The 13126-nt window shown below is 63.7% G+C and carries 12 protein-coding genes; 8 read left to right on the top strand and 4 right to left on the bottom strand.

Annotation, left to right across the window (positions count from 1 at the left end; genetic code table 11):
• The first annotated feature begins 191 nt into the window (after nucleotides 1–191).
• From AC1DXN_RS25630 to AC1DXN_RS25605, 6 genes are all read left to right on the top strand, one after another.
• Nucleotides 192–1367: an MFS transporter gene (locus AC1DXN_RS25630; protein WP_477276845.1), complete on the top strand. Its 1176-nt coding sequence runs from the start codon at nucleotides 192–194 to the stop codon at nucleotides 1365–1367.
• 94 nt (nucleotides 1368–1461) lie between these two features.
• Nucleotides 1462–2622, top strand: a complete 1161-nt coding sequence (locus AC1DXN_RS25625) for an MFS transporter (RefSeq protein ID WP_477276843.1) — start codon at nucleotides 1462–1464, stop codon at nucleotides 2620–2622.
• A 97-nt stretch (nucleotides 2623–2719) separates the two neighbouring features.
• Nucleotides 2720–4789 carry a prolyl oligopeptidase family serine peptidase gene (locus AC1DXN_RS25620; RefSeq protein ID WP_477276841.1) on the top strand — a complete coding sequence of 690 codons (2070 nt, stop codon included), beginning with the start codon at nucleotides 2720–2722 and terminating at the stop codon, nucleotides 4787–4789.
• A gap of 33 nt (nucleotides 4790–4822) precedes the next feature.
• The gene (locus AC1DXN_RS25615) at nucleotides 4823–4948 is read left to right on the top strand and encodes a capsid protein (protein WP_477276839.1); all 126 of its coding nucleotides are present in this window, start codon (nucleotides 4823–4825) and stop codon (nucleotides 4946–4948) included.
• 50 nt (nucleotides 4949–4998) lie between these two features.
• The gene (locus AC1DXN_RS25610) at nucleotides 4999–6378 is read left to right on the top strand and encodes an aspartate aminotransferase family protein (RefSeq protein ID WP_477421711.1); all 1380 of its coding nucleotides are present in this window, start codon (nucleotides 4999–5001) and stop codon (nucleotides 6376–6378) included.
• Between the two features lie 144 nt (nucleotides 6379–6522).
• Nucleotides 6523–6888 (top strand): hypothetical protein, encoded by a 366-nt coding sequence (locus AC1DXN_RS25605; RefSeq protein ID WP_477276835.1) that lies wholly within the window; start codon nucleotides 6523–6525, stop codon nucleotides 6886–6888.
• Nucleotides 6889–7171: 283 nt separating this feature from the next.
• Here the strand turns inward: AC1DXN_RS25605 and mmsB are convergent, their stop codons facing one another.
• On the bottom strand, nucleotides 7172–8083 hold the full coding sequence (gene mmsB, locus AC1DXN_RS25600; protein ID WP_477277258.1) for a 3-hydroxyisobutyrate dehydrogenase: 912 nt from the start codon (nucleotides 8081–8083) through the stop codon (nucleotides 7172–7174).
• Nucleotides 8080–9246 (bottom strand): isobutyryl-CoA dehydrogenase, encoded by a 1167-nt coding sequence (locus AC1DXN_RS25595; protein ID WP_477276833.1) that lies wholly within the window; start codon nucleotides 9244–9246, stop codon nucleotides 8080–8082. Before AC1DXN_RS25595 ends, mmsB begins: the two co-directional genes overlap by 4 nt.
• 163 nt (nucleotides 9247–9409) lie before the next feature.
• Here AC1DXN_RS25595 and AC1DXN_RS25590 point away from each other — a divergent pair, with 163 nt between their 5' ends.
• Both AC1DXN_RS25590 and AC1DXN_RS25585 read left to right on the top strand, forming a co-directional pair.
• Nucleotides 9410–10024, top strand: a complete 615-nt coding sequence (locus tag AC1DXN_RS25590; RefSeq protein WP_477276831.1) for a dimethylsulfonioproprionate lyase family protein — start codon at nucleotides 9410–9412, stop codon at nucleotides 10022–10024.
• A complete protein-coding gene (locus AC1DXN_RS25585) occupies nucleotides 10024–11499 on the top strand; it encodes a cobyric acid synthase (protein WP_477276830.1) in 1476 nt (491 codons plus the stop codon). Before AC1DXN_RS25590 ends, AC1DXN_RS25585 begins: the two co-directional genes overlap by 1 nt.
• A gap of 245 nt (nucleotides 11500–11744) precedes the next feature.
• On the opposite strand, the gene AC1DXN_RS25580 is transcribed toward AC1DXN_RS25585, so the two are convergent.
• Nucleotides 11745–12164, bottom strand: a complete 420-nt coding sequence (locus AC1DXN_RS25580) for a VOC family protein (RefSeq protein ID WP_477276828.1) — start codon at nucleotides 12162–12164, stop codon at nucleotides 11745–11747.
• Nucleotides 12165–12255: 91 nt separating this feature from the next.
• Nucleotides 12256–13089 (bottom strand): helix-turn-helix domain-containing protein, encoded by an 834-nt coding sequence (locus AC1DXN_RS25575; RefSeq protein ID WP_477276826.1) that lies wholly within the window; start codon nucleotides 13087–13089, stop codon nucleotides 12256–12258.
• Nucleotides 13090–13126 lie beyond the last annotated feature (37 nt).

Genomic DNA, 13126 nt, shown 5'->3' with positions numbered 1-13126 from the left:
GCGGAGGCGGCGACCACTAGAGCGAGGGAAGCGACATGCCGGTACGGCAGCCGGCGGGATCGTCGCGGCACCGGCACCACCAGCGGCTTGGCGCAAGCGGATTTCGTTGTCCGGCCCTTCCTTTCCCGGAATCGAACCGGTAGCTGGGTGGTCGGCTGGCCGTACGGTCGGCAACTCACACGGATGACAGCATGGCCGCGACCGGCTCGAGCGATGGCGAAGCGGCAACGCAATGGGCGGCACTTGCCGGCGTCACCGCGGCGCTGGCCATGTTCGGCGCTGCGCAAGGGTTGAGTTCGCCGCTGTTCACCCTGCTGATGCAGAAGCAAGGCATGTCGCCGGCGCTGATCGGCCTGTCGGCGGCAATGATGCCGCTTGGGTTGATCCTCTCGGCGTCGTTCGTGCCCGCCGCCGTGCGGCTGGTCGGCGCCCGCACGCTGGCCGTCGGCTGTTCACTGATCGGCGCGCTGTCCTTCCTTGGCATCGGCTATCTGCAGGACTGGGTGGCCTGGTTCGTCATCCGCTTCATCATCGGCGTCGTCATCAACCCGCTCTACATCCTTGGCGAAGTCTGGGCGCTGTCGCTGGCGCCGCCGTCGCGCCGCGGCAGGGTGATGGGTGCGTTCAACACCGTGCTCGGCGCCGGCTACGCGGCCGGACCTTTGGTGCTGACCGCGGTCGGCACGGCGGGCTGGATACCTTTCCTGGTCGGCATCGGCGGCTTTACACTGTGCGCCGCCATCCTGCGCAGCGTTTCATCAAGCCTTGCCGGCTTCGAGGATGACGGACAGTCTTCCGGCGGCTTTTTCGGTTTTGCCAGGCTGGCGCCGGCGCTGCTGTTTGCCGTGCTGGTTTCGGCGGCGGTCCAGCAGGGCACCTATGCCCTGATGCCGGTCTTCGGCTCTGCCTATGGCTTGCCTGAAAGGGTGCTGGCCGCTTTGGTGATGGCGCTGTCGTTGGGCAACATCTTCCTGCAAATTCCGCTCGGCCTGCTGGCGGAACGTTTCGGCGGGCGGGCGATGATCATCTTCTGCGCGCTGGCGACGGCAGTTTGCGCGGCTCTGCTGCCGCTGCTGATCACGACGCCGGCGATCTGGCTCGTGCTTCTGGTGATGGGCGCGGTCGGCTATGGCGTCTACACGATGGCGCTGGTCGAGCTCGGCACCCGGTTCAAGGGAACAGCACTTGTCGCCGGCAATGCCGCCTTCGCGCTGATGTGGGGCGCCGGCGGCATCGTCGGCCCGCCTGGCGCCGGCACGCTGATGCAGTTCATCGGCCCGCTGGGCTTGCCGGTGGTGATCGGCGGTCTCGACATTTTGCTGGTGACGTTCGCGCTCTACCGCTCGTCCGTGCGCCGCGCCTCCTGACATCCGTTGGCCGGAGCAAGCGGTTTCGGCAGGCAGGGGACTTACCGCGCTGGAACCGAACGTTAATCCTGAGTCGCGATAGTGGGTAAGGATCATGGCTCTGGCGGAATCGAACAGCGACGAAACCATGCAATGGGCGGCGATCACCGGCGTGATCGCGACCGTGTCGGTGTTCGCCATCGCGCAAGGGCTGAGCTTTCCACTGTTGAGCTTCATCCTGCAGCGCCAGGGCGTTTCGCCGGCGATGATCGGCCTGTCGGCGGCGATGACGCCCGTCGGCTTCATCCTGTCGTCACCGTCGATCCCGGCACTGGCGCGCCGGTTCGGGGCAGGGCGCACCGCGCTCACCTGTGCCGCGCTCTCGGCAATCGTGCTGGCGCTGATCGGCTGGACGCAAAATTTCTATCTGTGGTTTCCACTGCGCTTCCTGATCGGCGTGGTGACCAATCCTCTCTATGTGCTGAGTGAGATCTGGATGATCGCGCTGGCGCCGCCGGCGCGCCGCGGTCGCGTGATGGGGGTGTATTCGACGGTTATTTCAGCGGGGTTCGCGGCCGGCCCGCTTTGCCTGCTTGCCGTCGGCACCGAAGGGTGGCCGCCATTTCTGGTGGGCATGGCCGCCTTCGTCTTTTGCGGCTTCTGCCTGGCGCTGGTGTTGCGGCGACTGCCGAAGGTCGACGAGGCCGGGCACCGGGTTTCGGTGATGGGCTTCGTACCGAAGGCCTGGCTGCTGGTATCCGCGGTTGTCGTGGCCGCCGGTTTCGAACAGGGCGTGCTGGCGCTGCTGCCGGTCTATGGAGCGCATTACGGCATCGCCGAGGCCCGCATGTCGGCGCTGCTGTCGGCGATGATCGCCGGCAACATCGCCATGCAGGTGCCGCTTGGTCTGCTGGCCGAAAAATTATCCGCGCGCCTGGTACGCCTTATTTGCGTGTCGCTGACGATGCTCGGATGTGCGCTGTTGCCGCTGCTGATCGAGACGCCGCTGATCTGGACAGGCGTCTTCATCTGGGGCGCCGTTTCCTACGGCATCTATACGATGTCGATCATCGAGCTTGGCGAGCGCTTCACCGGTTCGACACTGGTCGCCGGCAACGCTGCCTTCTCGCTGATGTGGGGCGTCGGCGGCATGGCTGTTCCGCCGCTGGCGGGCAGCGCCATGGACATTCTCGGCGCCGGCGGGTTGCCGATCACGCTGGGGGCGATTTGCCTGGCCCTGACGGTTGCCACGGTTCTGCGTCGCCGGATGGCGTGAGGCAAAGCTACCTGATGACCTGGCGTCACCATCTTGAATAAAGCCGCCTACGACGCGATGTAGGCAGGGCCGCCAGACAATAGCTTGGAGACCACGCGTGACCCAATCGACGACAAAACGCCAGACTGAAGCCGCCGCCGAGGACAAGTTCCTTTGGCTGGAGGATCGGACCAGCAAGGAATCGCTCGACTGGGTGCATCGTCAGAACGAGCTTACGGTCGGCGAATTGCAGGGCGATCCGTCCTACCAGACGTCGTTCGAAACCGCGCTAGACCTGATGACGGCCGAAGACAACATCGCCGTCGGTGCCGCACTTAACGGCCATGTCTACAATTTCTGGCAGGACAAGACCAATGTACTCGGCCTGTGGCGGCGCACGAGTGTTGCTTCCTACAAGACCGAGAAGCCGGAATGGGAAACGATCATCGACTTCGACGTGCTGTCGGCCAAGGAGGGGGTGAAGTGGGTGTTCAGCGGCGCCAGCCGTCTCTACCCCGACTTCAATCTTTGCCTGGTGGCGATGTCGCCGGATGGTGGCGATGCCAGCGAGATGCGCGAATTCGACATTGCGACCAAGTCGTTTGTCGAGGATGGCTTTCGCGCGCCCGCCTCGAAGTCGGGTTTTTCCTGGCTGGACAAGGACACGGTCATCGTTTCGGCGGCGTTCGAAGAGGCCGACAAGACGGAATCCGGCTATCCGCGCGTGATCAAGCTGTGGACGCGCGGCACCAGGCTGGAAGATGCGGCGCCGATCTTCGAGGTGCAGAAGGATGATCTCGCCGCCGGTGGCGCCGTCGAATTCGATGGCGACAAGCGGCATGTCTTCCTGGCCCGAACGCTCGACTTCTTCGCTTCGCACAGCTTTCTGCGCTTGGCCTCCGGTGAAAACCGCCGCATCCCGCTGCCGGACGACGCCACCGACACAGCGCTCTTTAGAGGTCAGCTTGTCTTTGGCGTGCGCACCGCGTGGACGGCGCCGGACGGCACGTCGTGCCAGCCGGATGGCCTCTATTCGCTGGATTTCGGGCGCTGGATCGAAACGGGTGCGTTCGGGCCTGTCGAAACCCTGCTCGAGCCGGCGCATCGCGTCTCGATCGCCGGCATCACCCGCACGCAGGACCGCCTGTTCATCAACCTGATGGACAATGTGCGGGGCAAGGTCGTCGTTTGCGAACGCACCGCCGACGGTTGGTCGCTGAGGCCCGTGGCACTGCCTGAAAACGGCAATGTCGGCATCAGCCATGCCGAGCATTTCGGCGCCAGCGTCTCCTTCTCCTTCACCGATTTCCTGACGCCGAGTTCGATCATCTGGTCGGACGACAACGGCGAGACGCTGACGACGGTGAAGGCGCAGCCGGCGCGGTTCGATGCATCGCATCTCATCTCCGAACAGTTCGAGGCACGCTCGAAGGATGGCACGGAGATTCCGTATTTCGTCGTCAGGCGACGCGACCAGGACGGTCCGGTGCCGACGCTGCTCTACGGCTATGGCGGCTTCGAAGTGCCGTTGCTGCCCGGCTATGCCGGTGTGCGCGGCAGGCTGTGGCTGGAGAAGGGCAATGCCTATGTGCAGGCCAACATCCGCGGCGGCGGCGAGTTCGGCCCGAACTGGCACCAGGCGGCGCTGAAGGCCAACCGGCAGAACGCTTTTGACGATTTTGCCGCGGTGGCGCAGGACCTGGTGAAGCGCGGCATTGCCACGCCGGCCACCCTCGGCATCCAGGGCGGCTCCAATGGCGGTCTGCTGACCGGCGTCTCGCTGACCCAGCACCCGGAACTGTTCGGCGCCGTGATCATCGACGTGCCGCTGCTCGACATGCTGCGCTACACCGAGCTGCCGCCCGGCGCCTCCTGGATGGCCGAGTATGGCGACCCGGCGAAACCGGAAGAGGCGGCCTGGCTTGCCGCCTATTCGCCCTATCAGCACGTCTCCGCCGATGTGGCCTATCCGCCGGTCCTGCTGACCACGTCGACCGCCGACGACCGCGTTCACCCCGGCCACGCGCGCAAGATGGCGGCTCGCCTGCAGGCTGCCGGTCACGACATGACGCTGTTCTTCGAGGAAACCGAGGGCGGCCATGGCGGGCGCGGTGATCGCCGGCCGCAGGCGGCACAGGCGGCGATGAAGTATGTCTTCCTGCAGCGGGCGCTGAGCAGTACGACTTGAACTGAGGGCTTCAGACAGCCTAAGGTGCCTTTCATGGCTCCGGTAGTGACATTGGTCTGCGCATTTGGGGGGGCGGTGACGCCGTCGCCGCGCACGCTGCGCGCCGAGCTTCTGCGGCTGTGCGCCCGCATTGGCTATTCGCCCCCTGCCTGCCTCTGAAGAATCCGCCCCGGCACTAGCCGGATTGGTTCAAAGAGGAAGGTCAAATCATGACTTATCAGAATTACTCGCTGAAGCAGCTTCAGCAGATCGACGCCGCGCATCATTTGCATCCGTTCACCGACCACAAGGAATTGCGTGAGGCCGGCTCGCGCATCATAACCCACGCCAACGGGCCGTTCATCTACGATGCCGACGGCACCGAAATCCTCGACGGCATGGCCGGGCTTTGGTGCGTCAATGTCGGCTACGGCCGCGATGAACTGGCCGACGCGGCCTACGCCCAGATGAAGGAACTGCCTTACTACAACTCCTTCTTCAAATGTTCGACGCCGACGCCGGTGCTGTTGTCCGAGAAGCTGGCGGAACTGGCGCCCAAGGGCGTCAACCAGGTGTTTTATGGTTCCTCCGGCTCGGAGGCCAACGACACGGCGCTGCGGCTTGTCCGCCACTACTGGGCGCTGGAAGGCAAGCCTGAGAAGAACCGCATCATCTCGCGCAAGATGGGCTATCACGGCTCGACCATCGCCGGCACCTCGCTCGGCGGCATGGATTTGATGCACAAGCAGCTCGGCGGCGCAGTGCCCAACATCGTCCATGTGATGATGCCCTATGCGTATGAACTGGCTCTGCCCGGCGAAAGCGACCATGATTTCGGCCTGCGCGCGGCTAAGGCCGTCGAGGACGCCATCCTCGAAGCCGGCGCCGACAAGGTTGCCGCCTTCATCGGCGAGCCGGTGATGGGGGCAGGCGGCGTCAAGATCCCGCCGATGAGCTACTGGCCGGAAGTGCAGCGCATCTGCCGCAAATACGATGTTCTCTTGATGCTCGACGAGGTCATCACCGGCTATGGCCGCACCGGCGAGTGGTTTGCCGCGCAGACCTTCGACATCGAGCCCGACACCATCACCACGGCCAAGGCGCTGACCTCCGGTTACCAGCCGCTGTCGGCGCTGCTGGTCGGCGACCGCATCGCGGCGACGCTGGTCGAGAAGGGTGGCGAGTTCTATCACGGCTATACCTATGCCGGGCATCCGGTGGCCTGTGCGGTGGCGCTGAAGAACCTCGAGATCATCGAGCGCGAGGGCCTGGTCGAGCGGGTCAAGAACGACACCGGACCTTACTTCGCCCAGGCGTTGCAGGAGCGGATCGCCGGCCACGATCTGGTCGGCGAGGTGCGTTCGATCGGGCTGATGGGAGCGATCGAGATCGTTAGGGATAAGGCGACCAAGGAACGCTTCCTGCCCTCGGGGAGTGCTGCGGTGACCGTTCGTGACCACGCGATTGGCCAGGGCCTGATGCTGCGCGCCACCGGCGACACGATGATCCTGTCGCCGCCGCTGATCTGGACGCGCGAGACGATCGACATGGCGTGCGACCGTATCGCCAAGGCGCTCGACCTGGCGCTGGCGGATCTGCGCAGCCGATAAGCCAAACCAGAGCCGGGCGTGCCGCGACCGGCACGCCCGGCCTCTAATGCACCTTTCGTTGTGCCATCAGGGAACGAATAGCCCTCGTCGCGCGTAGTGTTCTGGGACCGGCCACACCGGCTGCATTTCTGGGCGACAATTTTCATGACAAAAACCACCAAGAGCCAACGGGCGCTGGAAGCGGTCGCGATCGGAAACGACCTGATGCTGGCGCCCCTTGTGGCGATGATGCGCTTGCCGCTGATGGCCGCGGATGCCCAAAATGGACGAAGCTGGAGCCCAGAGACCGCACGCGCGATGAGTGAAAAGACCATGGCGATGGCGGAGGGTGCGTTTGCCGCGCAAATGGCGCTGCTGCAATCGACGACGCGCTTCTGGCCGGAGGTTTTTTCCGGCCGCATGCCATCGCTTTTTAGCGGTGTCGCAGCGGAGCGGTCGATCAGCGCCGCGCTGAAGCCAGCCAGCCGTGCCGTCAAAGCCAATTTTCGCCGGCTATCAACAAAATCCTGACCTACAGGAAGCAGATGCGTCGGCCGGAAACGCAAAAACCGCGCTCCATCGGGAACGCGGCTTTGCCAGATACGCATGGCGTTTCGCTAACAAAACACTGCGAAACTTACGGGCTCCGGTACGCGAGACCTGATCCGGAGCGCCGGGCGGATGCGATATGTCCGCCTCGAAATCCGTTTTATAGGGACATCGTTACCGTCAGGTTATTGAGAGCTTAAGCAAATCTGAATTTGCGATTTTTCTTGCTGAAAAAAATCGACAAAATCGCTGTAAAATTCGAAACTTACGCCGGGTTACCGCGCAGAAAATTAATGATGCCGGAAAAATCGGCGCCGGCATGTCCCTGGGCATTGAACAGCGCGTAAAGTTGCGTGGCCTCTGCGCCCAATGGCGTCACCGCACCGGCGCCTTGTGCTGCTTCCTGCGACAGCTTCAAATCCTTCAACATGAGTACCGCGGCAAAGCCGGGTTTGTAGTCTCGATTGGCGGGCGATGCCGGCACGGGGCCGGGCACCGGGCAGTAGGTGGTCAGTGACCAGCATTGGCCCGAGGATGTCGAGGCGACGTCGAACAGCGCCTGATGCGACAGGCCGAGCTTTTCCGCCAGAACGAAGGCTTCGGCGACGCCGATCATCGAAATGCCGAGGATCATGTTGTTGCAGATCTTTGCCGCCTGTCCTGCGCCATCATCGCCGCAATGGACGATGCGGCCGGCCATCGGCTTGAGGATTGGCTCTGCCTTGGCAAAGGCGTCCTTCGAGCCGCCGGCCATGAAGGTTAGCGTGCCGGCGGTGGCACCGCCGGTGCCGCCGGAAACCGGCGCGTCGATCGACAGCAGGCCGTGCCTGTTGGCGATGGCGTGGGCTTTTCGCGCCGACTCCACGTCGATGGTCGAGGAATCGATGAACAGGGCACCTTTTTTCGCCTTGGGTGCGATGTCCTCGTAGACGGAGAGCACGTGCTTGCCGGCGGGAAGCATGGTTATGACCACGTCCGCGTCCTTCACCGCGGCAACGGCATTGGCCATCACCGTCACGCCATGTTCACGGGCGACGGTGAGGTTTTCCGACATCAGGTCGAAACCGTTCACCGTATGCCCCGCCTTGACCAGATTGGCAGCCATCGGGTTGCCCATATTGCCCAAGCCGATGAAGGCGACAGTGCTCATTGATTTCTCCTGAATTGTTGCCGTCAGCGGCCAATCAAAGCGCGCGCGATGATAACGCGCATGATCTCGTTGGTGCCTTCGAGGATCTGGTGGACGCGCAGGTCGCGTACCAGCTTTTCGACACCGTAATCGTGCAGATAGCCGTAGCCGCCATGCAGTTGCAGCGCGTCATTGGCGATGTTGAAGCCGATGTCGGTGACGAAACGCTTGGCCATGGCCGACCATTTGCCTGCATCCGGCGCCTTGCGGTCGAGTTTCGAAGCTGCGGCGTAGAGGAAAATGCGCGCCGCCTGCAACTCCGTCTCCATGTCGGCAAGCTTGAACTGCAGCGCCTGAAACTGGTTGATCTTGGAACCGAATGCCTTGCGCTCGGCGGTGTAGGACAGCGCCTTGTCGAGCGCAGACTGTGCTCCGCCCAGCGAACAGGCGGCGATGTTCAGCCGGCCGCCGTCGAGCCCGGCCATGGCAATGCCGAAGCCGGCACCCTCCGTCGACAAAAGGTTTTCGGCCGGCACCTTGCAGTCCTCGAAAATGACCTGGCGGGTCGACTGCATGTGCCAACCCATCTTGTGCTCGTTGGCGCCGAAGGACAGGCCGGGCGCATCCTTTGGCACGACAAAGGTGGAAATCCCTTTCGGCCCGTCGGCGCCGGTGCGCGCCATGACGACATAGAGATCGCTGTCTCCCGCGCCTGAGATGAACTGCTTGGCGCCGTTCAGCAGATAGTCGCCGCCGCTCTTGGCCGCGCGCGTCTTCAATGCTGCAGCATCTGATCCGGAACCGGGCTCCGTCAGGCAATAGCTGGCCAGCCATTCCATCGAGGTCAACCTGGGCAGGAAGCGCTGGCGCTGCTCGTCGCTGCCGAAGCGGTCGATCATCGACGCCGCCATGTTGTGGATCGAGATGAAGGATGAAAACGCCGGATCGGCGCGCGACAGCGCCTCGAAGATCAAAACGGCGTCGAGCCTGCCCAGCCCCGAGCCGCCGACATCGTCGCGGACATAAATTCCGCCAAGGCCGAGCGGGCCTGTCTCACGGATCACATCGGCGGGAAAGTGCTTGTTGCGATCCCATTCGAGCGCGTTGGGCGCGACGCGATCGGCGGCGAAGGCCTCGGCCATCTCCTGGATGGCGCGCTGGTCCTCGTTGAGTTCGAACTGGCTGGTGCTCGCATCGACAGCGGCGTCCATGGCGTGCTCCCTGTGTTTCCCCAACTGGGGGTTGGCTTGCTGGCCTGTTGTTTTTGGCTTTGCGCGCGCACCAATCTAGACCAATGATGCCGCCGCGCAACCCGGCCAACTCGACCGACCATTTGGGGAGCGGCTGTGCGCGAATGGATGCTCGGAGCAAGGTGTGACGGCAAATTTCGATGAACTGCTCGAAGGCTTCCGCAGCTTTCTCTCGACATTTGATGACGGGCTGGTGTGCGATGCCGTGGCCAGGATCGGCTGGGACATGCAGGCCCGACCGCTCGACCCGCATCCGCTCGCCTGCCTTCACCAACTCGACCGCATCGTCGAACTGGCGCCGGCGAGCGCCAGGCCGCTGGCGCGGCTGCTGGCGGAGCGTCGCAATGATTTCCGCTGGGGCCAAACCTACAGTGAGGCGGATTTCGGCAAGGCGTTCATCGACAACTACGGCTGGCTGGAGGTGTTCGGCACGCGCGGCCACTTCGTCAATGACGAGGTCGCGGCCGGCCTGCTGATCCTTGGACCTGACTTCGTCTATCCCGACCATCACCACATCGCCGAGGAAATCTACATCCCGCTGACCGGCGGCACCGAGTGGCGCATGGGCGAGAGCGGGTTTCGCGTTCGCCAGGCAAGCGAGGTGATCCACCATGCGTCTGATGTGAACCACGCCATGCGCACCGGCAAGGAGCCGCTGCTGGCGCTCTACATCTGGCGCGGCGGACCGCTGGCGGCGAAGTCGACGATCACCGGAACCGTTTCGCAGGGCAAGGACTGATGGCCAAGGCGATCATGCTGCAAGGCACCGGCTCCGATGTCGGCAAGACGGTTCTGGTCGCGGGTCTTTGCCGTGCGGCCAAGAAGCGTGGGCTAAAGGTGCGGCCGTTCAAGCCACAGAACATGTCGAACAACGCGGCGGTCGCCGACATTCCGGGTGACAACAATGCCGGCGGCGGCGAAATCGGCCGTGCCCAATGGCTGCAGGCGATCGCCTGCGGTGTGACGCCAACCGTCCACATGAACCCGGTGCTGCTGAAGCCGCAGACCGATATCGGCGCGCAGGTGGTGGTGCAAGGCAAGGTGTTTGGCGAGGCAAGGGCGCGCGACTATCAGGCGCTGAAGGGCCGGCTGATGGACGCTGTTCTGGAGTCCTGGGCGAAGGTCGGCGAGGGCGCCGATCTGGTCATCGTCGAGGGTGCGGGATCGCCGGCCGAGATCAATTTGAGAAGCCGCGACATCGCCAATATGGGCTTTGCGACGCGCGCCAACGTGCCGGTGATCCTGGTCGGTGACATCGACCGGGGCGGCGTCATCGCCTCTGTCGCCGGCACGCATCTGATCCTGCCGGAGGAGGACCGGCGCATGATTGTCGGCTACCTCATCAACAAGTTCCGCGGCGACGTCTCCCTGTTCGATGACGGCATCGCGGCGATCGAAAGATTCACGGGCTGGCGCTGTTTTGGTGTCGTGCCATGGCTGAAGGCGGCGGCACGACTGCCTTCTGAGGATTCGGTTGTGCTCGAACGGCTGGTGTCGGGCGAGAAGCGGGCGCTGAAGGTCGCGGTGCCGATGCTTGGCCGCATCGCCAATTTCGACGATCTCGATCCGCTGAAGGCCGAACCGCAGGTCGAAGTGGTGTTCGTGCCGCCCGGTCAACGCTTACCTGAAGATGCCGGGCTGGTGGTCATTCCCGGTTCAAAATCGACGATCGGCGATCTCCTGAAATTTCGCGAGAATGGCTGGGACCGCGATCTGCTCGCTCACAGGAAACGCGGCGGCCATGTCGTCGGCATTTGCGGCGGCTTCCAGATGCTGGGGAAAGTCGTGCGCGATCCCGACGGCATCGAGGGTAGCGTTACCGAAGCCGAGGGGCTCGGCCTGCTCGATATCGAAACGGTGATGGAGCCGGAAAAGACGGTGCGCAATGTCAGCGCCCATTCGGTGCCGTTCGACCTGCCGCTTCAGGGCTACGAGATCCATCTCGGCCGCACCACCGGTGCGGACATGGCTCGGCCGTCAGCCGTCATCAACGGCATCGACGACGGCGCCATTTCTGCCGACGGCAGGGTGTCTGGCACGTATCTGCACGGACTGTTTTCCGCCGACGCCTTTCGCGCCAGGTTCCTCGAAAACCTCGGCGTCAAAGGTGGCGGCATCGACTATCGCGCCGAGGTCGAACGGGCGCTGGACGAGGTCGCAACCGAGCTGGAAACCCATCTCGACTGCGACGCGATTTTTGGGCTGGCGAGGTAGAGCCGCCTATCGTTTCGTCATCCACGGGCGGAGCAAGGAGCGAAGCGACGCAGCGCAGACCCGAGGATCCGTGCCGCGAGGTTAAGGCGTTGCAACGGTTCAGAATTCTGCTCCGCTGCATCCTTCGACAAAGGTCACGGCATGGATCCTAGGGTTTCCGCGACGTCGCTTCGCGACTGCTTCACCCTAGGATGACGAAGGTGGGGGCGCTTCGGCCAATCTCGAACCCCCCCAGCGCTGCCGGTTCAGGCCTTCTCGCCCGCCTTTGGCCAATAGGTGCCGAACGACCAGACATTGCCTTCCGGGTCGCGGCAGATGAATTCGCGGCTGCCATAGTCGCGGTCGGTCAATTCCTGGATGATCGTGGCGCCGGCTTTCTTGGCCCTGGCATAGGTGGCATCGGCGTCGTCGACGGCGACGTAGATCGACTTGCCGCCACCGGAACCGGGCTCGCCGACCATCTTGCCGTAGTCGTCGCTGCGCGCGGTGCCGAGCATGATCATCGAGGAACCGAAAACCAGCTCAGCATGGTGGACGATGTCCCCTTCGCCGTAGCGGGCGCGGACGCTGAAGCCGAACGCCTCACCCAACCAGTCGATCATTTTGGCCGCATTCTGGTAGCGCAGGGCAGGGTAGAGCCGGGGCGCCTCAGTGGTGGTGGGCATGGAAACCTCCTTCATCTGGGTTGGTCGATAACCCACTCTGTTCGAAGGCCGTTCCCCCGTCTTGAAGAAATGTTACCTCGGCACGGCGCGTCTATGCCTGGACGGGAAGCATGGTCGGCGCCTGGCCGGCAAGGTCGCGGAACTCGCGCACCAGATGCGCCTGGTCGGCATAGCCGCAGTTGGCGGCGATGTCGGCCCAATCGTTCTCGCCCTGTCGCGACAGCCCAAGCGCGCGGTTGAAGCGGACGATGCGCGACAGCGTCTTGGGTCCGACGCCGATCGCGTCGCAGAATTTTCCGGCAAGATGCTTGCGGCTCCAGCCCAATCTGTCGGAAAGCGATGCAATGCGAATGCGGCCGCCCGAAGCGGTGATCCTGTCATAGGCCCAGGCGATTTCGGCTTGCGTTTCGCGGGCCTCGGTCAACCGGTTGGCGACGAAGGTTTCGGCGATGGCAAAGCGCGTGTTCCAGTCCCGCGCATTGCCGAGCTTATCGCGCAACGCGATGCCTTCAAGGCCGAGCACATCGTCGAGGGCAACCATGCTGTCGGTCAACTCGCTCATCGGCTGGCCGAAGAAGCGGTGGGCACCAAGCGGGGTGAAATTGATCTGGATGCAGCAGGCGCCGCCGAAGGATTCGATCACCACCGGCCCGGCATAGAGGCCGGCAGCGAAACTGGCGAAGCGGTCATTGTCGCCGGGGTCCTTGCCAAGCCCGATGGAAAAAGGTTCGGCGAAGCTGATGACCAGCGGCACGGTCAGCGAGGCGTATTCGACGTTGCGGAAATGGCCGGGCGCCGTTTCGCGATAGCCGCATATGTCCGTCACCGCACCCTGGAGCCGATCGCCCGCTGCGCGCCGCACCATCTCGAACCGATCGGCGACCGGTCGGTCCTGGTCCTCGTGACGCTCTGTCTCGACCGGCATTGGCCGTTCCTCATGTCCGGGACGAACCTAGCAGACC

The organism is Mesorhizobium sp. P2_H9 (genome assembly GCF_056403215.1).
Note: the sequence above shows the minus strand (reverse complement) of the source record. Positions and strands in the feature narration are given on the sequence as shown.

Excerpts from the sequence above, each read along its gene's own strand:
- AC1DXN_RS25630 (WP_477276845.1), top strand. The coding sequence starts at position 192 with ATGGCCGCGACCGGCTCGAGCGATGGCGAAGCGGCAACGCAATGGGCG.
- AC1DXN_RS25625 (WP_477276843.1), top strand. The coding sequence starts at position 1,462 with ATGGCTCTGGCGGAATCGAACAGCGACGAAACCATGCAATGGGCGGCG.
- AC1DXN_RS25615 (WP_477276839.1), top strand. The coding sequence starts at position 4,823 with ATGGCTCCGGTAGTGACATTGGTCTGCGCATTTGGGGGGGCGGTGACG.
- AC1DXN_RS25610 (WP_477421711.1), top strand. The coding sequence starts at position 4,999 with ATGACTTATCAGAATTACTCGCTGAAGCAGCTTCAGCAGATCGACGCC.
- AC1DXN_RS25605 (WP_477276835.1), top strand. The coding sequence starts at position 6,523 with ATGACAAAAACCACCAAGAGCCAACGGGCGCTGGAAGCGGTCGCGATC.
- AC1DXN_RS25595 (WP_477276833.1), bottom strand. The coding sequence starts at position 9,246 with ATGGACGCCGCTGTCGATGCGAGCACCAGCCAGTTCGAACTCAACGAG.
- AC1DXN_RS25585 (WP_477276830.1), top strand. The coding sequence starts at position 10,024 with ATGGCCAAGGCGATCATGCTGCAAGGCACCGGCTCCGATGTCGGCAAG.
- AC1DXN_RS25580 (WP_477276828.1), bottom strand. The coding sequence starts at position 12,164 with ATGCCCACCACCACTGAGGCGCCCCGGCTCTACCCTGCCCTGCGCTAC.
- AC1DXN_RS25575 (WP_477276826.1), bottom strand. The coding sequence starts at position 13,089 with ATGCCGGTCGAGACAGAGCGTCACGAGGACCAGGACCGACCGGTCGCC.